Source organism: Jiangella alkaliphila, from assembly GCF_900105925.1.
Taxonomy (GTDB): Bacteria; Actinomycetota; Actinomycetes; order Jiangellales; family Jiangellaceae; genus Jiangella; species Jiangella alkaliphila.
The window spans coordinates 3,208,167-3,227,109 of sequence record NZ_LT629791.1 but is presented as its reverse complement, the minus strand read 5'-3'; the positions used below and the strand labels follow the sequence as shown (position 1 = coordinate 3,227,109).

Annotated in this window: 18 protein-coding genes; 2 read left to right on the top strand and 16 right to left on the bottom strand. The window is 72.5% G+C overall.

Annotation, left to right across the window (positions count from 1 at the left end; genetic code table 11):
* Positions 1–8: 8 nt before the first annotated feature.
* The 7 genes from BLV05_RS14895 to BLV05_RS14865 form a co-directional block, all read right to left on the bottom strand.
* A complete protein-coding gene (locus BLV05_RS14895) occupies positions 9–1,025 on the bottom strand; it encodes an ABC transporter ATP-binding protein (protein ID WP_046767301.1) in 1,017 nt (338 codons plus the stop codon).
* Positions 1,025–1,972 carry an oligopeptide ABC transporter permease gene (gene opp4C, locus BLV05_RS14890; RefSeq protein WP_197683659.1) on the bottom strand — a complete coding sequence of 316 codons (948 nt, stop codon included), beginning with the start codon at positions 1,970–1,972 and terminating at the stop codon, positions 1,025–1,027. Before opp4C ends, BLV05_RS14895 begins: the two co-directional genes overlap by 1 nt.
* Entirely contained in the window at positions 1,969–2,931 is a 963-nt protein-coding gene (locus BLV05_RS14885; RefSeq protein WP_083421323.1) for an ABC transporter permease, read from the bottom strand. Before BLV05_RS14885 ends, opp4C begins: the two co-directional genes overlap by 4 nt.
* A 67-nt stretch (positions 2,932–2,998) precedes the next feature.
* A complete protein-coding gene (locus BLV05_RS14880) occupies positions 2,999–4,603 on the bottom strand; it encodes an ABC transporter substrate-binding protein (RefSeq protein ID WP_046767302.1) in 1,605 nt (534 codons plus the stop codon).
* Between the two features lie 47 nt (positions 4,604–4,650).
* Positions 4,651–5,541 carry a fumarylacetoacetate hydrolase family protein gene (locus tag BLV05_RS14875; protein WP_046767303.1) on the bottom strand — a complete coding sequence of 297 codons (891 nt, stop codon included), beginning with the start codon at positions 5,539–5,541 and terminating at the stop codon, positions 4,651–4,653.
* Complete coding sequence (locus BLV05_RS14870) at positions 5,538–6,488, bottom strand: Gfo/Idh/MocA family protein (RefSeq protein WP_082154997.1); 951 nt, start codon at positions 6,486–6,488, stop codon at positions 5,538–5,540. Before BLV05_RS14870 ends, BLV05_RS14875 begins: the two co-directional genes overlap by 4 nt.
* Positions 6,485–7,531, bottom strand: coding sequence for a Gfo/Idh/MocA family protein (locus tag BLV05_RS14865; protein ID WP_082154998.1), 1,047 nt, complete (start codon positions 7,529–7,531; stop codon positions 6,485–6,487). Before BLV05_RS14865 ends, BLV05_RS14870 begins: the two co-directional genes overlap by 4 nt.
* A 188-nt stretch (positions 7,532–7,719) precedes the next feature.
* Here BLV05_RS14865 and BLV05_RS14860 point away from each other — a divergent pair, with 188 nt between their 5' ends.
* Positions 7,720–9,072: an aspartate aminotransferase family protein gene (locus BLV05_RS14860; protein ID WP_046767306.1), complete on the top strand. Its 1,353-nt coding sequence runs from the start codon at positions 7,720–7,722 to the stop codon at positions 9,070–9,072.
* Positions 9,073–9,231: 159 nt separating this feature from the next.
* Here BLV05_RS14860 and BLV05_RS14855 read toward each other — a convergent pair whose 3' ends face one another.
* Together BLV05_RS14855 and BLV05_RS14850 are read right to left on the bottom strand one after the other, a co-directional pair.
* A complete protein-coding gene (locus BLV05_RS14855) occupies positions 9,232–9,870 on the bottom strand; it encodes a hypothetical protein (RefSeq protein WP_052762198.1) in 639 nt (212 codons plus the stop codon).
* A gap of 540 nt (positions 9,871–10,410) precedes the next feature.
* The gene (locus BLV05_RS14850; RefSeq protein WP_046767307.1) at positions 10,411–11,226 is read right to left on the bottom strand and encodes an IclR family transcriptional regulator; all 816 of its coding nucleotides are present in this window, start codon (positions 11,224–11,226) and stop codon (positions 10,411–10,413) included.
* A 234-nt stretch (positions 11,227–11,460) separates the two neighbouring features.
* Between BLV05_RS14850 and BLV05_RS14845 the strand changes: the two genes are divergently transcribed.
* Positions 11,461–12,291, top strand: coding sequence for an amidohydrolase family protein (locus BLV05_RS14845; protein WP_052762199.1), 831 nt, complete (start codon positions 11,461–11,463; stop codon positions 12,289–12,291).
* A gap of 4 nt (positions 12,292–12,295) precedes the next feature.
* On the opposite strand, the gene BLV05_RS14840 is transcribed toward BLV05_RS14845, so the two are convergent.
* Genes BLV05_RS14840 through BLV05_RS14810 form a run of 7 tightly spaced genes read right to left on the bottom strand, consistent with a single transcriptional unit; the run spans position 12,296 to position 18,931 of the window.
* Positions 12,296–13,486: an NAD(P)/FAD-dependent oxidoreductase gene (locus BLV05_RS14840; RefSeq protein ID WP_046767308.1), complete on the bottom strand. Its 1,191-nt coding sequence runs from the start codon at positions 13,484–13,486 to the stop codon at positions 12,296–12,298.
* Complete coding sequence (locus BLV05_RS14835; protein WP_046767309.1) at positions 13,483–13,677, bottom strand: ferredoxin; 195 nt, start codon at positions 13,675–13,677, stop codon at positions 13,483–13,485. The genes BLV05_RS14840 and BLV05_RS14835 overlap by 4 nt, the downstream gene beginning before the upstream one ends.
* Complete coding sequence (locus BLV05_RS14830; protein ID WP_052762200.1) at positions 13,674–14,891, bottom strand: cytochrome P450; 1,218 nt, start codon at positions 14,889–14,891, stop codon at positions 13,674–13,676. The genes BLV05_RS14835 and BLV05_RS14830 overlap by 4 nt, the downstream gene beginning before the upstream one ends.
* Positions 14,888–15,886, bottom strand: a complete 999-nt coding sequence (locus tag BLV05_RS14825; RefSeq protein ID WP_052762201.1) for a C-terminal binding protein — start codon at positions 15,884–15,886, stop codon at positions 14,888–14,890. Before BLV05_RS14825 ends, BLV05_RS14830 begins: the two co-directional genes overlap by 4 nt.
* Entirely contained in the window at positions 15,883–16,812 is a 930-nt protein-coding gene (locus BLV05_RS14820; protein WP_046767310.1) for a dihydrodipicolinate synthase family protein, read from the bottom strand. Before BLV05_RS14820 ends, BLV05_RS14825 begins: the two co-directional genes overlap by 4 nt.
* Positions 16,812–17,375, bottom strand: a complete 564-nt coding sequence (locus BLV05_RS14815; RefSeq protein WP_046767311.1) for a carbohydrate binding domain-containing protein — start codon at positions 17,373–17,375, stop codon at positions 16,812–16,814. The genes BLV05_RS14820 and BLV05_RS14815 overlap by 1 nt, the downstream gene beginning before the upstream one ends.
* Positions 17,360–18,931, bottom strand: a complete 1,572-nt coding sequence (locus BLV05_RS14810; RefSeq protein ID WP_046767312.1) for a hypothetical protein — start codon at positions 18,929–18,931, stop codon at positions 17,360–17,362. The genes BLV05_RS14815 and BLV05_RS14810 overlap by 16 nt, the downstream gene beginning before the upstream one ends.
* Between the last annotated feature and the right edge of the window lie 12 nt (positions 18,932–18,943).

Sequence of the window (18,943 nt, the reverse complement as noted above, 5' to 3'; positions counted from 1 at the left end):
GTGGGATGTCACCGGGTCACCTCCGTAGGCACGGCCGCGAGCTCCTCGGCGAAGTGGCAGGCGGTCCGGTGGACCGTCGTGCCGTTGCCGACGACCCGCAGCTCCGGCCGCTCGGTGCGGCAGCGGTCGCGGGCCAGCGGGCAGCGCGGGTGGAACGGGCAGCCCGGCGGCGGGGCGAGCAGGCTCGGCGGACTACCTGGGATCGGGTGCAGCTCGTCGACGTCCCGGTCCAGCCGCGGCAGGCTCTCCAGCAGCCCGACGGTGTACGGGTGCCGCGGCGCGGTGAAGACGGTGATGACGTCGCCCTGCTCGACCACCCGGCCGGCGTACATGACGACGACCCGGTCGGCCAGCTCGGCCACCACGCCGAGGTCGTGCGTGATGAGCAGCGTCGCCGCCTGAGTCTCCTGCTGCGCTACCCGGAGCAGGTCGAGCACCTGCGCCTGGATGGTGACGTCCAGCGCCGTCGTCGGCTCGTCGGCGATGAGCAGGCTGGGCCCGTTGGCGATCGCCATCGCGATCATCGCGCGCTGCCGCATGCCGCCGGAGAACTCGTGCGGGTACTGCTTGAACCGGGCCGCGGCGTCGGGCATGCCGACAAGCGCGAGCAGCTCGATCGCGCGGTCGCGGGCGGCGTCCTTGGAAAGCTTCTTGTCGTGCAGCCGCAGCGCCTCGACGATCTGCCGGCCGATCGTGACGACCGGGTTGAGCGCCGTCATCGGGTCCTGGAAGATCATCGCGATCTCGGCGCCGCGGATCGACCGCAGCTCCTTGGCCGGCAGCGTGGCGAGGTCGCGGCCGCGGAACCGGATCGCCCCGCGGACCCGCCGGCCCGTCTTCACCAGGCCGAGGATCGACATCGCGGTGACGCTCTTGCCGGAGCCGGACTCGCCGACCACGCCGACGATCTCGCCCTGGTCGACGGTGAGCGCGGCACCGTCGACGGCCTTGACCACGCCCTCGTCGGTGCGGAACTCGACGGCCAGGTCCTCGATGACCAGCAGCGGTTCGGTGTACTCGACCACTACGACCTCCCCGACTGCCGCGGGTCGACGGCGTCGCGCAGGCCGTCGCCGACGAAGTTGACCGAGAGCACGGTCGTGGCGATGGCCAGGCCCGGCGGCAGCCACAGCCACGGCATCGACTGGATGACCGTCAGGCTCTGCGCGTCGTTGAGCATGTTGCCCCAGCTGGCCTGCGGCGGCTGGACTCCGAGGCCGAGGAACGACAGCACCGCCTCGGCCAGGATCGCACCGGCCACCGAGATGGTGCCGACGACCACGATCTGTCCCATGGCGGCCGGCACGATGTGCTTGCGTAGCATCCAGCCCCGCGACGCCCCGGCGACGCGCGCGGCGTGCAGGTACTCGCGTTCGCGCACCGCCAGCGTGACGCCGCGGACCAGCCGCGCCGTCGTCGGCCAGGTCGTGATGGCGATCGCGATGATGAGGATCGGGATGCTCGGCCCCAGGATGCCGGCCAGCACGATGAGGATGACGATGCTCGGGAACGACAGCATCATGTCCGCCGTGCGCATGAGCACGGTGTCGACCCAGCCGCCGAACAGCCCGGCCACCGCGCCGACGATCGTGCCCAGCAGCACCGCCAGCAGCGCCGCGAACACACCGACCAGCAGCGAGACCCGAGCGGCGTAGATGAGCCGCGCGAACACGTCGCGGCCGGACGCGTCGGTGCCGAGCCAGTGCTCACCCGACGGCGCCTGCCGGATCGCGCCGAGGTCGACGGCGTTCGGCGACTGCTGCGCGATCAGCGGCGCGAGGAGCGCCAGCAGCAGGATGAGCAGCAGGAACACGCTGCCGGCCACCGCGATCTTGTTCCGCCGGAACCGGCGCGCCGCCATGGCCAGCGGCGAGCGCCGCCGGGACCGTACGGCCATGCCGGTCTCGGTCGCGACCACCTCCTCGGCGGCGGCGACGCCGGGGGTGTCGAGGGACGGGCGCAGGTCGCTCATGTGACCTTCACTCTCGGGTCGACGGCGGCATAGGCGATGTCGGCGAGCAGGTTGCAGATCAGCACCAGCGCGGCGACGTACAGCGCGAAGCCGACGATCACCGGGTAGTCCTGCGCCGTCACCGCGCGCACGGCCAGCTGACCCATGCCCGGCCAGGCGAACACCTGCTCCAGGACCACCGCACCGGCCAGCATCTGCGGGATGTTGATCATGATGATAGTGATGAGCGGGATCAGCGAGTTGCGCAGCGCGTGCCGCGTCACCACCCGCCCGGGGCTCGCGCCCTTGGCCTCGGCCGTACGGACGTAGTCGGCGGACAGCTCGTCGATCAGGCTGCCGCGCACGTAGCGCGTCAGTGGGCCGGCGCTGGCCAGCCCGAGGATCGCCGCGGGCATGATCAGATGCCGCAGGACGTCCACCCCGCCCCCGCCGCCGCCCGGCGTGGACATGCCCGACGACGGCAGCCAGCCCAGCTGCAGCGAGAAGACGTAGATCGCGATGATGCCGAAGAAGAACGACGGCACCGAGATGACGCCCAGGCTGAGCGCCGCGGCCGCGTAGTCGACGCCGGTGTTGCGCCGGACCGCCGCGATGGTGCCCAGCGGGATCGCGATCAGCAGCGAGATCACGATCGCGGTCGACATCAGCAGGACGGTCGGGCCGAGCCGCTCGAGGAGCAGGCCGCTGACCGGCTGCCGATTGACGAACGAGTCACCGAGGTTGCCCGTGATCGCGTCGAGGAACCACCTGCCGTACTGGACGAGGACGGGGTCGTCCAGTCCCAGCTCCGCGCGCCGGGCCTGGATGAACGCCTCGCTGCCCTCTTGCAGGTCCTCGGGCCTGATCATCATCCGCACCGGGTCGCCGGGGGCGGCCCTGACGAGCAGGAAGACGCCGATGCCGATCAGGACGAAGACGACGATGTTCACCAGGATCCGTCTGACGACGAAGGCCGCCACCACTCACCTCCTCATCCGAGAGCGGCGTGCCGGGCGGTCGCCCGCCCGGCACGCCAGGACGTCTGAACTACCCGTCGAGGGACCACTCCTGGACGTTCCAGAACGGGTTCGTCTGGTCGCCGATCGGCTCGAAGCCGGTGAGCCGGTCGGTGTAGGCCCAGATGGTGTTGGGGTTGTACAGGTAGATCATCGGAACCTCTGCGTTCTCGATGCGTGCGGCCTGCTGGAACAGCTCGTACCGAGCGGCCTCGTCGACCGTGGAGTTGGCCTCCAGCATGAGCGCGTCGAACTCCTCGTTGCACCAGAACGTCAGGTTGGCGCCGTCCGGGAACCACGTGGCGCACCCGTTGATCGGGTACACCGAGAACGGCTCCGTCGCGTAGTTGCCACCGCCATAGAGCGTCATGTCGTAGGACTGGGCGTTCATCATGTCGGTCAGCTCGCCCGGCTGCACCTGGTTGAGGACGAGCTTGATGCCCACCTCGTTCAGCTGGGCCTCCACGATCGTCGCGGCGGTGTCGCGGTCGCGCTGGCCCGGGATCCAGGAGAGCTCGACGACCTGCTCGGGGTCCCAGCCCATCTCGGCCAGCAGCTCCCTGGCCCGGTCCGGGTCGTAGTCGTAGGCCTCGAGGTCGTCCGGCAGCGCCTCGTTCATGAAGCTGCCGTTCACCCGTTGCGCCTCGCCTGCCATCGCCTCGTCGATCAGCCCCTGGCGGTCGATCGCGTACATCATCGCCTGGCGCAGCCGCACGTCCTGCAGGTACGGCTTCTTCTCGTTGACCGACGTCCGGATGTAGCCGGCGCCCGGGCCTGAGCCCACCTCGATGCCGTCCAGCGCCTCGACCGTCTCCAGGTCCGGCGGCGCGATCTGGGCCAGATCCATCTCACCCGTGCCCAGCTGGGCGGTGGCGACGTCCGACGTCACCGGGCGGAGGAAGATCTCGTCGATGTCGACCTCGCCCTCCCGGAACGCGGGGTTCTTCACGAGGTGGATGTACTGGTCGGTCTGGTACTCGACGAACGTGTACGGCCCGAGCCCGACTGTGGGGCTCTGGGTGAAGAACTCGGTGGTGTCCATCTCGTCCAGCGGCACATCGGCCAGCACGTGCTGCGGGACGATCCAGATGTTCTGGGTCAGCCCGACGATGCCCACGTTCGGCTTGGTGAGCTGGATCTGGAAGGTGTGCTCGTCAGGCGCGGTGAAGCCGGAGACGGTGTCGGCGGTGCCGGCCGTCACCTCCGGACCGCCGACGACGTCGACGAACCGGGCGGACGCGGTGCTGCCGGTGTCGGGGTTCGCCATCAGGTTGTAGGTGAAGACGACGTCCTCGGCGGTGAACGGCTCACCGTCGCTCCACGTCAGGCCCTCCTGGAGGGTGTACGTGATGGTCAGGCCGTCCTCGGAGATCTCCGGCAGGTCGGTGGCCAGCCGCGGGTACAGCTCGTAGTCGGGGTTCACACCCAGCAGCGAGTCGTAGATGAGGTTCATGACGACGCCGTCGGGGCCGTTGGCCGGGGCCATCGGGCTCCAGTTCGCGGCCGGCGGCTGGTAGAGGTACGCGTTGAGGGTGGTGTCCTCGGCCGCGCCGTCGGTGCCCTCGTCGCCGGCACTGTCGGTGTCGTCGTTCTGGGTCGGATCGGAACAGGCCGCGACGGCGAGGACCATCGCCATGCCGGCGGAGATCAGGGCTGCGTGTTGCGCTCGGGAACGTCTCACAGCTACCTCTCAGAGTTGGGTTGAACCACGCGATTCGTGAGGGCGCCGAGGCCGGCGATGCGCACCGTCATCTCGTCGCCCGCGGCGAGATAGGTCCCCGACGCCGCACCGACCCCGGCCGGCGTCCCGGTCATGATGATGTCGGTGGGTTCGAGGGTCATCAGCCGCGAGGCGAACGCGACCAGTTCGGCGACGGTGAAGATCATGCCGGCCGTGCTCCCCTGCTGGCGGAGCGTGCCGTTGACCTCGAGCTCGATGCCGAGGTCCTGCGGATCGGGCACCTCGTCGGCCGTGACGAGGTACGGGCCGTACGGCGCGAAGCCGTCCGGCCATTTCCCGGCCAGCCAGTCGAAGTAGCCGACCGCCGGAGACGAGGTGTCGCGCTGGTAGCCGTAGTCGACCGATCGGGCCGACACGTCGTTGCCCACGGCGTAGCCGGCCACGTGGTCGAGGGCCTTCTCCACCGGGATGTCCCGCCCGCCCCGGCCCACGACGACGACCAGCTCGGCCTCCCAGTCGACCTGGGTGCTGACCACCGGCAGGGCGATGTCCGCGCCCGGGTCGGCGACGGACGTGCCGGGCTTGAGGAACAGCCGCGGCGCCAGGGTGCTCTTGTCCAGGGGCGCGCCGCCGCCCTCGGCGACGTGGTCCTGGTAGTTCGCGGCCACCGCCAGCACCTTCGTGGGGCGCGTGATCGGGGCACGGAACGTCAGCTCAGCCGGCCCGTGGGTGGCCGACGGCGGGCCCGGGCGCCAGCCGGCGTCGGTGCCGGCGCCGGCCGCGATCACTGCGGCGAGGTCGCCGTCGCCGAGTTCGGCCACCGTGCCGGCGGCCTCGTCGGCGACGTACCCGTGCCGGGTCGCACCGTCGCGGGTGTAGCTGACCAGCTTCATCGGGTGCCTTCCTGAAGATCGACGGGATGTCCGGACGCGGCCGACGCGCGGGCCGCGTCGACGATCTCGGCGACCTGGACAGCGTCGGCGGCGGACGGGCTGCTCGGGCGGCCCGCGACGACGGCCGCGTGCAACTCGTCGAGCAGCCGGTCGACCGTCGAGGGGCCGTGCCACGTCGGGCTCGACGCCTCGGCCCGGCGGAGGACGACAGCCGGGCGCGAGGCGTCGATGTCGAGGACGCCGTGCGAGCCGCTGACGCGGTAGCGGTGCACGGCCAGACCGGCCGGCCGGGTGTCGGCCAGCTCACGGAGGCGACCGACGCTGATCGTGCTGGTCAGGCCGTTCTCGTGGGTGAGGAACAGCAGCGCGAAGTCGTCCGCGTCACCGTCGCTCCAGTGCGTCGAGAGCCGCGCGAACACCCGCCGGACCCGCAGCCCGGTGAGCGCGAGCACCACGTCGATCGGGTAGACGGCGAAGTTGGCCAGCTCGCCGGCCGGCGACGGCGTGCCGCCCGCGACCAGGAAGTCGGCCTGCACGTTCCACGGCAGCCCGACCTTCCCCCCGGCGACGGCGCCGCGCGCGGCCGCGATCATCGGGTGGAACCGCTGGTGGTGGGCGGGCAGGCAGACGTTGCCGGTCTCGGCGGCGACGGCGGCGACCCGAGCGGCGTCGGCGGCGGTCAGTGCCAGCGGCTTGTCGACGAGCACGTGCTTGCCGGCTCGAAGTGCGGCGATGACGGCGTCGGCGCGGCGGTCCGGCGCGACGCAGACGCTGACGACGTCGACGGCAGGGTCGTCGAACCCAGTGGTCCCGGGCAGGACCTCGAAGCCTGGATGCGCCTCGAACGCCGGCCGGTACATCGAGGTCTGGTGGTCCTGGTCCGGGCCGAGGCCGGCGAAGCCGAGCAGCGCGACGCCGAGGGTGGTGTCAGTCGCTGGCACACTCATTGGGTCACCCCCTGCATGACCTCGTCGAGGGTCACCGGCTCGCCGCGCTCGATGGACAGCTCGGTCGCGACGCCCAGCGCGACCGCGCGGACGCCGTCGGCCGGGGTCATCGCCCGCTCCGCGCCGGGGTCGGCGATCGCGTCCAGCCAGGCATCCAGCTGGACGGCGAACCCGTTGGCGGCCTGCGGGTGCAGCAGGCTCGTCCCGGACTCCGTCACGACGGTCGATCCCCAGCCCTCGGCCGGCAGCTGCAGCACGCCGTCGGTTCCGGCCACCAGCACGTCGCGGCGGTCCAGGGTGGACGGGCGGTGGCCACGGCTCATCTCGCACACCGCGTCGGCGCCGCCGGCGTAGCGCACGTGCATCTCCAGATAGTCGTGGATGCGCAGCTCGGCGGCCGTGCGCTTCGCGCCGCGCGCGTAGACGGAGACCGGCTCGTCGCGCAGCCACCAGCTGACCAGGTCGAGCAGGTGGACGCCGTTGTGCAGGGCATGCCCGCCGGACTTCGCCGGGTCGAGCACCCAGGCCCGCCAGTCCGGCCAGATCCAGCCGCCGAGCAGCGCGAGTCTGGCGAACACCGGCCGGCCGATCGCGCCGCCGACGATGGCGTCGTTCACCGCCCGGGCGTAGTCGTAGAACCGGTGGGTGTGCGCGGCCATCACGACCGTCCCGGCGGCGTCGAAGGCCTCGGCGACGGCCCGAGCGGACGGCACCGTGATGGTCAGCGGCTTCTCCATCAGCAGGTGCTTGCCCGCGGCGGCCACCTGGAGCGCGATCGGCTCGTGCGTCATGTTCGGCGTGCACACGATGGCCGCGCCGACGTCCGGACGGGCCAGCGCCTCGGCCAGGTCGGTGGTCCAGGGCACGCCGCCGGCGGCGGTCGCGGCGGCGCCGGCCCGGCCCGCGTCGACGTCGACGACGCCGGCGAGGCGGGCTCGCGAACTGGCGCGCAGCGCGGCGCCGTGGTGGTCGGCGATGAAGCCGGCTCCGACGATCACGACGCCGAGCGGCGACGTGTCGTCAATCACGGAATGGCGTGCCATGCCGAGTCATCTTTGGGTCGCGACCGTGGCCCTGTCAAGGCCCGTCGCTGTGACGATCGCGTAACGCGGCGCGAAATGGAACGTCTTGCCATGCTTGACGAAGCAACCTACGCTTCCGGGCAACGACACCACCAAGAGGCGTCGCGAGACGGCCGTCGAGCCGGCCGCGGCGCGGGAACAGGAGTCCGATGTCCCCGGGGATCGGCACGGCAGCCTCCGACCACGACCCACGCGGCTCGTCCACCCGCGGCTGGGCACTGCAGCAAGCCGCGGCGGAGGTGCTGCCCGGCGGCGTGAACTCGGCGACGCGGTACGTGGGCCACCCGTACGCGTTCGGCGGCGGCGACGGCGCCTACGTCGTCGACCTCGACGGCAACCGGTACCTGGACTACCACGCCGCGTTCGGCGCGATCCTGCTCGGGCACAACTCCCCCGTGGTCGACGACCCGGTCCGGGCCGCCGTCGGCACCCTGGACCTGTTCGGCCTGGGCGTCACCGAGCTCGAGGTCGAGCTGGCCACCCGCGTGATCGAGGCGATCCCGTCCGCCGAGATGATGATCGCCACGATGAGCGGGTCCGAGGCGACCGCGCAGGCGGTGCGGCTGGCCCGCGCGGCCACCGGCCGGCAGCTGCTGGTGAAGTTCCAGGGCGGCTTCCACGGCTGGCACGACGCCGTCGCCCGCAACGTCATCTCCCGCCCGGAGCTGGCCTACGGTCACGACCCGCTGTCGGCCGGCATCCTCGACACCGCCCTCGAGTCGACGCTGATCGCCGAGTTCAACGACCTCGACTCCGTGCGAGCGCTGTTCGAGCAGTTCCCGGAGCGGATCGCCGCGGTCATCATGGAGCCGATCCCGCACAACGTCGGCGCCCTCGTCCCGACCCAGGAGTTCGTCGACGGCCTGCGCGCCCTGACCAGCGAGCACGGGTCGCTGCTGATCTTCGACGAGGTCATCACCGGCTTCCGGCACGCCCTCGGCGGCTACCAGGAAATCTGCGGCGTCCGGCCCGACCTCACCACCTTCGGCAAGGGCATGGCCAACGGCTACCCGATCGGCGGGCTGGCCGGACCGCGCTCGCTGATGGAGCGGTTCGACGGCCAGAAGGGCGACGTGCTGCTGGCCGGCACCTTCAACGGCTACGCCATCGGCGCGACGGCCGCCATCGCCACCATCGACCACCTGCGCGCGAACCCCGACTTCTATACCCGCACGCACGCGCTGGGCGAGCGGATGCGGTCCGGGCTGGCCTCGATCGTGGCCGAGCTGGGCCTGGAGGCCACGGTCGCCGGGTTCGGCGGTGTGTTCTCGCTGTACTTCGCCGCCGGCCCGATCCGCGGCTACCGCGACCTCATGCGCAACGACGACCAGGCCTACGCCGGGTTCCACCGCCGGATGACCGACAAGGGCTTCCTGATGATCCCTATGTCGCTCAAGCGCAACCACGTCTCCGGCTCGCACACCGAAGAGGACGTCGACCGGACCCTGGACGCCGCCCGCGACGTCCTCGCCGGCATGAAGGCCGACGGCACCGCCCACTAGGGCGTGTCTCCCAAGTCTCGGCCATAGCGAGCGGCGTCCAGGTGGATGCCTCGCAAGGCCGAGGAGGGAGTCATAGCGGGGTTCTATGACGACTGACGAGAACGCAGCGAGGCGCCGCCTGGGCGTCGCGCAGTAGGCCATGGACTTGGGAGACGCGCCCTAGCCGCTGCGTTCACCGGGTCGCGCGGTCGTCGCGTCCTCGCGCAGGACCCGCAGCACCCGAGTCACCCGCGGGTCGGTGCTCTCGATCTCGTGCAGCGGTGCGACCCGGACCACGCCCTCAGGGGTGGCGACCTCGACGTAGGACCCGACCTCGTCGGGCGGCACCAACCGGACCCGGGCGCGGCATCCGGCGTTGGCCATCCAGAACGTGCCGTCGGGGCACTCGTCCCGTAGCACGTCGCGCAGCCCCGCGACCGCCTTGGCGATCTCCCGGTCGTCGGCTCCCAGCCGCAGCCGTGGGTACCCGAACGACCACGTGTGTCGCCTGACCGAGAGCCGCGCCCAGAACTCCGAAGGCGGGCACACCAAGGTGGCAAAGGCGGCCGGCTCGTCGGCGAGCGCGATGTCGAGGTGATCCACCGGCAGCGGCGCACCGAGCAACTCCGCAGCGGCGACGCCCTCGACCCGGTAGTCCGCCCCCACGTACCCACGCAGCCAATACCAGTGCATGACCGCCTTCCGGTCCGCGATCGGCTGCGCCGCCACCCGGGCGATCGCCGCCCGCACGTCAGCGTCCAGCGGCTCGAGCTCGGCGTGCAGCTGCTTGCCCGCCGCCGCCAGCACCGCCCGCAGCACGCCAGCTCCCGCTGCGAGAGCCCGGCCGCGACTCTGGCCTGGAGAATCAACGCACCGACATCCATGCCGCCATCGTCCCGCGCCGGACCGACGCCGCGGCCGCCTACAGACCCGATTGTGGACAACCTCCACCCCCTCGCCAGCCTGTGGACGCCCGATCAGACGGACAGCCGGACGGCCGGGCGGCTCGGCGGGATCGCGGCGCGATCGTGGTGGGGACCGCGGTGTGCCTGCGCTCGATTCGAAGGGTTGACTTGAGCGCCAACAGTTGGTGCTCAAGTCAACCCTTCGATTCGAGAACGCCCACCCAGGAGCGAACCCGGCCGTGGTCCACGGCCAGCGGCGCGCCGATGGCCGGCGGTACGAGGTCGGCGGACCAAGATCGGCGACCTGTGCCCAGCGGCCGGTGGTCGGATGTCAGCGGGCCAATGGGCCGGGGTCGGCGGGCCTGAGGCCTGTGGCCGGCGGGTTGTGGGTTGTGGGCTGTGGCCCGCGGGCCGTGGCCGGCGCGCTGTGGGCAGAGTGCGGCGGTGTGTGTGGTCAGCGGCCGCGGGGGATCGCGCCGCGGGCGAACATCGCGAGCACCGGTTGGACGCGGGCGTCTGCGGCGAGTTCGGCGGCGACCTCGTGCAGGGTCGCGGCGATCTCGGTCTCGCGGTCGGCGGTGAGTTCGGCGGCCGGGCCGGAGACGCCGAGGGCGCCGCGCGGCTCGCCGTCGACGCGGACGGCGACGGCGACGCAGCGCAGGCCGCGGGCGCACTCCTCGTCGTCGATGGCGTAGCCGCGGTCGCGGATGCGGCGCAGTTCGGCCTCGAGGGCCCGCTCGGTGACGATGGTGCGCTCGGTGAACTGGTGGAACGGCTGGGCCGGCAGGTGCTCGCGGGCCTGGTCGAGGGTGAGGCCGGCCAGCATCGCCTTGCCGACGCCGGACGCGTGGGCCGGCGAGAGGCCGCCCTCCTTGCCGGTGAAGTGCAGCGGCCGGTCGGGGAACTCGACGCACAGGTCGGCGGCGTGCTGGCCGTCGAGGGCGGAGTACTTGGCGGTCCAGCCGACCTCGTGCGCGAGCGCCCGGACGTAGGGGCGGAGCAGGTCGACCGGTGTGCCGCTGTCGAGGTAGGCGGTGACGATCGGCAGCACGCCGTGGCCGAGTGTGAACGCCGGTCGCTCGTCGACGCGCAGCAGGAAGTCCTGCTCCTCGAGCACCGCGAGCAGCCGGACCAGGGTGCTCTTCGGCTGCGCCGTCGCCTCGTGCAGCTCGGTGAGCGTGACCGGGCGACCGGCGGCCGCGATGTGCACGAGGACGCGCAGCCCGCGCGTGAGCGCCTGCGAGTGGTAGTGGGCGGTCGACGTCTCCATGGGCGCACTCCCTCTCGCCGGATCGTGGAAGCAGCTTCCATATTTGCTGGGCATCAGCGGCACCGTCACCCCGCCCCGGCCCTGCGCGCAGACTAGCACCGCCGCTGTCGCACGACCGATCAGCGCAGGACAGGCACGTGATGTCGATGCCAGCACGTCCCGGCCCAGCCGTCCATTGACATGGCACGAGATTCCATATAGTCATGATGCACGCGCACGCAGGAGGAGACCCCGTTGATCGTCGACGTGCACACGCACTGCAACACCTCGGCCCACCACGGCCGCTACGAGAAGGACCGGGCCCGCATCTACGGCGACCGCCCGGAGAACCCGCCGGACGCGTACAGCGAGGCGATGAAGGACGTCGACGTCTCGATCGTCGTGGGGCTGCGGGCCACCCGGCTGGGCGTGGCGACGCCGAACGAGTACATCGCCGACTTCGTTCGGCAGACGACCGGGCGGACGATCGGGTACATGGCGCTGGACCTGTCCGACGACGACGTCATGGACCAGCTGGAGGACGGGCTGGCGCGCGGTCTCAAGGGGGTGAAGCTGTACCCGATCCTGGCCGGCTTCGACGTGCGCGAGCCGCGGCACGACGACTTCTTTCGCGAGGTGGCCAGGCTCGGCGTCCCGCTGCTCATCCACACCGGCACCAGCGCGTCGGCCGACGCGATCCTCGAGCTGAGCCACCCGCTGGTGTACGACGGGCTGGCCCGCCGGCACCCGGACGTGCGGATGGTCCTGGCGCACATGTCGCACCCATGGCAGCGCGAGTGCGTGATCGTGCTGCGCAAGCACGCCAACGTCTACGCGGACGTGTCGGCGATGTGGCTGCGCACGATGGAGGGCTACCAGGCGATGGTCCGGGCACAGGAGTGGGACGTCGTGCACAAGCTGGTGTTCGGCTCGGACTACCCGATCTGGACGCCGCGGCAGGGCATCGACGGACTGCGGGCCATGGCGGCGCGCGACTGGTCGCCGTTCCCGGCGATCGAGACCGAGACGATCGAGAGCATCCTCGACCGCGACAGCCTGGCGCTGCTGGGGCTCGAGGCGCCCTGACACGTCAGGCCGGGACGACGTCGGACCACCGCGTGGCATCGGCCACCAGAGCCCGCGCGCGCAGCAGCTCGCGCGGCGAGCGCCAGCCGAGCACGCCGGTCACGCGGTCGTCGCGTCCATACAGGGCGACGAACCGCCGCTGCGCCAGCGAACCGCTCGCCACGGCGAACCGGTCCGCGCCGGCCAGGTGCCCGTACGCCTGGATCTTGGTGTCGTACTGGTCGCTCCAGAAGTACGGGACCGGCGCGTACGGCTCGTCGCCGCCGAGCACGGCCCGAGCCGCGGCCATCGCCTGCTCGGTGGCGTTGGTGCGGTGCTCGACCCGGATGGTCTCGCCCAGCGCCGGATGGAACCACCGCGCGACGTCGCCGGCGGCGAACACCCCGGGCGCGGCCCGGCAGGACGCGTCGCAGCCCACGCCGTCGGCGAGGTCCAGGCCACTGCCGGCCAGCCACTCGGTCACCGGCACGCAGCCGATGGCCACCAGCACGCAGTCCGCGGCGACCACCGTCCCGTCGCCCAGCCGGACGCCGGTGACTCGGCCGACGTCGCTGGTCAGGCCCGCGACCGTGACCCCGGTCCGCAGCTCGACGCCGTGCTCGGTGTGCAGGTCCGCGACCAGCGCCGACACGGCGGGGCCGAGCTGGCGCACCAGCGGGCCGGGCAGCGGGTCGACCAGCGTGACGGAGACGCCCAGCCCGCGCAGGGTCGCCGCGGCCTCGGCGCCGAGGAAGCCGGCGCCGACGACGACCACCCGGCCGGCGGCCAGCGCGGCGGCCTGGAACGCGACGGCGTCGTCGACGGTCCGCAGCACGTGGACGCCGCCCAAGCCGGCGGCGCCCGGCAGCGTCCGGGGCCGGACGCCGGTCGCGATCAGCAGCGCGTCGTAGGGCAGGTCGGCGCGGTCCACCCGCACGGTTCGGCGCGCGAGGTCGGCGGCGGTCGCGGGCGTGCCCAGCCGGCGGGTGATCCGCAGGTCGTCGTAGCGCTGCCCGGACAGCAGCTCCAGCCGGGCCGGCTCCCACGTGCCAGCCAGCACCTGCTTCGACAGCGGCGGCCGGTCGTAGGGCGCGTGCGTCTCGGCGCCGATCAGCGTGAGGTCGCCGTCGAACCCGTCGGCCCGCAGCGACTCGGCGGCGGTCAGCCCGGCGGCTCCGGCGCCGACGACGACCACGCGCCGGACCGCGGCGGTCAAGCGTCCTCCACCTGGATCGCCCGCGCGGGACAGAGCCGGGCCGCCAGCCGGACGTCGTCGGCCCGCTCGGGCGCCGGGTCGTCGTCGAGCACGACCACCAGCCCGTCGTCGTCCTGGTCGAACACGTCCGGCGCGGCCATGACGCACTGCCCGCCGCCGACGCAGGCGTCGACCTCCAGGGTGATCTTCATGGCTTCACCTCCCACGTCAGCGGCAGCGCGGCCAGGCTCAGGAACGCGTACTCCTTGATCTCCAGCGCATCGGGGTCGCCGGCGAACCGCAGCGACGGGATGCGCCGGAACAGCGTCTCGACGACGGTCTGCAGCTCGACCCGGGCCAGCGGCTGGCCGAGGCACTGGTGCACCCCGTAGCCGAACGCGACGTGATGGCGCGCCTCGCGGTGGACGTCGAAGGTCGCGGCGTCCGGGAAGGCGGCGTCGTCGCGGTTGGCGCCGGCGACCGCGGCGATGACGCCGTCGCCGGCCTCGAGGCGCTGCCCGGCGATGTCGATCGGCTCGACCACGACTCGGGTCGGCGAGATGTGGAAGATGCTGATGTAGCGCAGCAGCTCCTCTACGGCCGCCGGCACCAGCGCCGGGTCGGCCCGCAGCTCGCGCAGTTGCGCGGGATGGCGCAGCAGCGTGGCGATGCCGAGCCCGATCATGTTCGTCGTCGTCTCGTGGCCGGCCGTGATGAGCAGCCGCACCGCCGCGACCAGCTCGTCCCGGCTGATCGTGTCGCCGCCGAGCTGGTCGGCGACCAGCCGGCTGATCAGGTCGTCGGCCGGCTCGCGCTGCTTCCGGGTGATCAGCTCGTCGGCGTAGGCGAGCATCTCGTTCGTCGCCCGGATCACGTTCTCGGGCGAGGTCGTGAGGGTGTTCCGTTCGTGGTCGAGGGCCTGGAACCGGGCCCGGTCGGCCAGCGGCATGCCCAGGACGTGGCAGATCGTCCGCGACGGCACCTCCCCCGCGAGTGCGGTGACGAAGTCGGCCGGCGGCCCGTCCTCCAGGATGCCGGTGACGAGGTCGTCGACGATCCGCTGGACCACCGGGCGCAGCGTCTCGATCCGCTTGACCGCGAAGTACTTGGTGAAGACGCGGCGCAGCCGGGTGTGGTCGGGCGGGTCAAGGCCGACGAACGTCGTGGCGCCGGAGCGCTCGAGCGCCTCGCGGCCCGGCGTCGGGAACGGGAACCCGGCCCGGCTGCGGTCGACGCTGATGCGCGGGTCGCCGAGCAGCGAGCGCACCTGCTCGTACCCGGTGACCAGCCACGCGGTGCGCCCGTCCCACAGCCGCACCCGGGCCAGCCCGCCGGCGTCGCGGACGGCGGCGTAGCCGGGCGGCGGGTCGAACGGCGTCAGCCGCGTCATCGGGAAGGCGGGCGGGGAGTCGGTCACGTCGGTCACGGTGTCACCTCATCGGTCGGCCGGACGGCGACGTCCGGGTTGAGCAGCCGGGGCCGGCGGCCGTCGCGGACGAAGTCGAGGGCGAGCTGCGCCGCGGTGCGGCCGAGCTGTTCCTCGGAGCCCTGGGAGTACCAGGCGACGTGCGGCGTGACGACGACATCGTCGCGGCCGAGCAGGGCTTCGTGTGCCGTGACGTCCGGCTCGCCCTCGAGGACGTCCAGCCCGGCGGCGCCGACCAGCCCGGTGTCCAGCGCGTCGGCGAGCGCCGCCGTGTCCACCAGGCCGCCGCGGGCGGTGTTGACGAGCACCGGCGTCCGGCGCATCCGGGCGAACGCCGCGGCGTCGAGGAGGTGGTGGGTCTGCGGGGTGAGCGGCGCGTGCAGGCTGATCACGTCGCTGGTCGCCAGCAGCTCGTCCAGCGAGGTCGCGGCCACGCCACGCGGGGCGAAGTCGCCGGGCCCGATCAGCGGGTCGTACGCCACGACCTCCAGGCCGAACGCCGTGGCCCGCGCCGCCACCGCCGAGCCGATCCGGCCGAGACCGACGATGCCTAGCCGCCGGCCGTGGATCCGCGTGACCGGGAGGTGCCGGACGGACCGCCAGCTCCCGTGCGCCTCGGCGGTGAAGTGCCCGAGCCGGCGGATCGCGGCGAGCATCAGCAGCATCGCGTGGTCGGCCACCTCGTTCGTCCCGTAGTCGGCGACGTTGGTGACCATGACGCCGAGCCGCGTGGCGGCCGCCAGGTCGATCCGGTCGAACCCCACGCCGCCCCGGACGACGAGGCGCAGCCGCGGGAACGACCCGAGCACCTCGGCGGTGACCCAGTCGCCGCCGACGACCAGCGCCTGCGCCGCGGCGGCGCCGGCGAGGGCGGCATCGTCGAGCTCGGCCGGCAGCAGCACGTACGGCGCCGCCGCCTCGTCGAGCGTGCGGGTGGCGGCGGGCACGAACGGCGATGCCGCCGCCCACACCGCGATCGTCGCCGGCTCCGTCACGGGTCCTCCAGCCACTCGGGGTGGCGCTCCCGCAACGCGGTCAGGAACGCCTGGTAGGCGTCGTCGGAAGCGCTCTGGTACGGCGGCAGCAGCGCCAGCGGGAACCGCGGGTCGCGCACCTTGGCGAACATCTTGTCGAACGCGCCGTCCATGTGCGGGCCCGGCCCGACGGCCCGGTGCAGCTCGCCGCTCAGCTCGAGCAGCTGCGCGCAGGTCGCCATGAGCGTGCCGACGTCGCGCGCGACCCCGGCGTCGAAGTACTCGCGGGCCCGCCGGGGGTGCACCGACGCGATCGACACCAGGAAGCCGGCCGGGCCGGCCAGGCTGGCGTAGCTGTACGTGGACTCGGTGAAGAAGTGCCGCACGGTCGGGACCAGCGCGAACAGGCGGTGCACCGTCGCGTAGTCGGCCCGGGTGTGCTTGACGGCGACCAGGTTCGGGTGCTCCGCGGCCAGCCTCGCGTAGTCGTCCGGCGTGAGCAGCCGGCCGGCCCGGCCCAGGTTGTAGTGCAGGAAGTCAGCCTCCGGGAACCGTCCGCAGGTCTGCGCGAAGAACACCGCCAGCTCGGCGTCGTTGAGCGCGCCCCACGACGGCAGCGACAGCTGGAACGCCCTGATCCCGCGGTCGAGGCAGCGCTCGATCCGGCCGATCACCGCCGGCAGCGACAGACTGATCAGCCCGATCATCGGGTCGACGCCGTGCCGGCCGGTCTCGTCGGCGAACACGTCCACGACCTGGTCGAAGCGCCGCTCGTCGACCGCGTGGCCCTCGCCGGCCGTGCCGAAGACGTAGAGATGACGCAGGCCGTGCGCCACCAGGTCGGCGACGCTGTCGCGGAACACCGGCTCCATCAGGCCGCCCGCGTCGTCCCACGGGACGCAGCAGGCGGCGAGGACGGTGTGCGGGTACCGCGGCTCGTCGGCCATCAAGCGTTCACGACCCCGTCGATCCAGGCGGCGGACAGCTCGGGCGCGCCCGGCGGTGTCGTGTGCCCGCGCGGTTCGGACAGCACGTGCAGCTCGACCTCGCTCGGCACGCTGCGCGTCAGGACGACGTCGTCGTGGAACGAGACGCCCTCTGCCGCGACGGCGCCGTAGATCAGCACGTCCAGCGTGGCCGCGCCGGCCGGGGCCAGCGCGCTGACCGACGCGTCCTCCCAGGTGCTGTTGGCCGCGGGCGCCACGAACTCGTAGCCGATGCGCGTTCCGGACGCGTTGAAGAACTCCAGGAACATCGTCGCGGGCTCGCCGGACTCGGTGTACACCCAGCTCGTCGCCGTGTACTGCGAGCCGGGTACGGCGGGCAGCCGCGGCGTGCGCACCCCGACCGCCGTGCCGCTCGCGTTCTCCACCCGCAGGCTGCGGGTGCCGGTGTGCGCCTGGGCGGTGCTCGGCCCCGCGGTCTGCGTCTTGGGCAGCGGGTCCAGCGTCCACGGCGCCGGCCAGCCGCCGGTGAGGTCCTCGAAGGACGGGTTCACGACGTCGGCCACCAGTCGACCGGCGTCACGGCGATGTCGTCGTGGTAGGACACCCCTTCCGCGGCCGTCGTGCCCCAGACCATGGCGTCGAGGGTCTCGGTCCCGGGCGGCGCCGTCTCGGTGACGGTGACCTGCTGCCACGTCCCGCTCGCGGCCGGCTGGACGAACTTCGAGCCGATGCGCGTGCCGGCGGCGTTGAAGTACTCCAGGAACAGCTGCGCCGGGACGCCACTCTCGGTCAGCACCCACATCGACGCCCGGTACGGCGTGCCCGCCTGGGCCGGCAGCCGGGCCGAGCGCACGCCGATGGGCGTGCCGGCGACGTTCTGCACCCGCAGGCTCCGGGTGCCGGTGTGCGCCTGCGCGGTGCTGCTCGCCGCGGTCTGGCCGCGCGGCGGCGGGTCCAGCGTCCAGTCGGCCGGCCAGCCGCCGGCCAGGACCTCGAACGACGGGTTGCCGACCGTGACCGGCGGAGCCAGCCCGCCGCGCTGGAGGAAGGTGAACTCGTGCGCCGGCTCGCGGAAGTTCACCCCGTCGTTGCTGATGACGAAGCCGAGGTCGATGCTGACATCGTCCCAGTCGGCGGCGCCGTGCCAGCGGCCGACGGTACCGATCAGCACGTTGCCCCGGTTCCAGACGCTGACGCCCTCGTGCTGCTGCTCGCCCTCGAGGCTCCGCCCGGCGCCGAGCAGCGTGTGCTGGTCGGTGCGGGCGTAGGCCATGACGTTCGTCTGCGACCAGGTGACGAAGTCGCCGGAGATCCAGCCCCGGGCCACCCGCCCGTGGTACGGCCGCACCGACGGGTTCCCGTTCTGCCCGGACAGGTGGTAGTTGCCCTCCCACCGGTACAGGCCGCCTACCGGTTCGGCGTGCAGCGCCGGGATGACCAGGTCGATCTCCTCGAGCATGGAGTCCACCGGCGTGATCCCGGTCAGCGAGGTCCAGCTGAGCCCGTCCGGGCTGCCGAACAGCGCCAGCGTGCCGTGGTTGTTGCCGCGGTTGTCCCAGTAGACGTGCGCCGCCATCTTGTAGCGCAGGTCCGGGTCGGGGTCGTCCGGCTCGTACAGCACCTTGACGTTGAGGACGCCGATGCCGGGGTCCATCGCCACCAGGTTGTTGGCGGTGTTGCCGCGGTAGCTGACCAGGCCGAGGTCCGGCTTGACCCACGTGACGCCGTCGGTGCTCTCGGCGTAGGCCACCTTCCACCACTCGGGCCGGCCGCCGAGCTCGTTCCGCTCGTCGCCCACCGCGCAGTACCACATGCGGTAGACGCTGCCGACCTTGATCACGGAGCCGTAGAACTGCGCTGCCCACGAGTCCGGCTCGCCCGGCCCGCCGCGCGGGACGACCGGGTTGGCCGGGTGCTTCACCGGCGTGCGCAGCTCCACCTTGAGGTTCTGGACGAACGGGATCGACACCTGGTCGAAGGCGAAGATCGTGATCTCGTCGCCGGCGGCTGCCGTCGCGGTGGGCGCCGTCGCCGCCGCGGCCCGGACGCCGGCCAGCGCGAGGCCACCGGCGGCGGCGCCGGCCAGCCCGGCTCGGCGGGTGAACCGTACGGACTCCATCTCCGTCACCGC

Bases quoted from the DNA above. Each gene is read 5' to 3' on its own strand.
- BLV05_RS14835 (WP_046767309.1), bottom strand. From the start codon at position 13,677: ATGAAGATCACCCTGGAGGTCGACGCCTGCGTCGGCGGCGGGCAGTGC.
- BLV05_RS14880 (WP_046767302.1), bottom strand. From the start codon at position 4,603: ATGGCGATGGTCCTCGCCGTCGCGGCCTGTTCCGATCCGACCCAGAAC.
- BLV05_RS14850 (WP_046767307.1), bottom strand. From the start codon at position 11,226: ATGGAGACGTCGACCGCCCACTACCACTCGCAGGCGCTCACGCGCGGG.
- BLV05_RS14810 (WP_046767312.1), bottom strand. From the start codon at position 18,931: ATGGAGTCCGTACGGTTCACCCGCCGAGCCGGGCTGGCCGGCGCCGCC.
- opp4C (WP_197683659.1), bottom strand. From the start codon at position 1,972: ATGAGCGACCTGCGCCCGTCCCTCGACACCCCCGGCGTCGCCGCCGCC.
- BLV05_RS14875 (WP_046767303.1), bottom strand. From the start codon at position 5,541: ATGAAGCTGGTCAGCTACACCCGCGACGGTGCGACCCGGCACGGGTAC.
- BLV05_RS14860 (WP_046767306.1), top strand. From the start codon at position 7,720: ATGTCCCCGGGGATCGGCACGGCAGCCTCCGACCACGACCCACGCGGC.
- BLV05_RS14820 (WP_046767310.1), bottom strand. From the start codon at position 16,812: ATGGCCGACGAGCCGCGGTACCCGCACACCGTCCTCGCCGCCTGCTGC.
- BLV05_RS14865 (WP_082154998.1), bottom strand. From the start codon at position 7,531: ATGGCACGCCATTCCGTGATTGACGACACGTCGCCGCTCGGCGTCGTG.
- BLV05_RS14870 (WP_082154997.1), bottom strand. From the start codon at position 6,488: ATGAGTGTGCCAGCGACTGACACCACCCTCGGCGTCGCGCTGCTCGGC.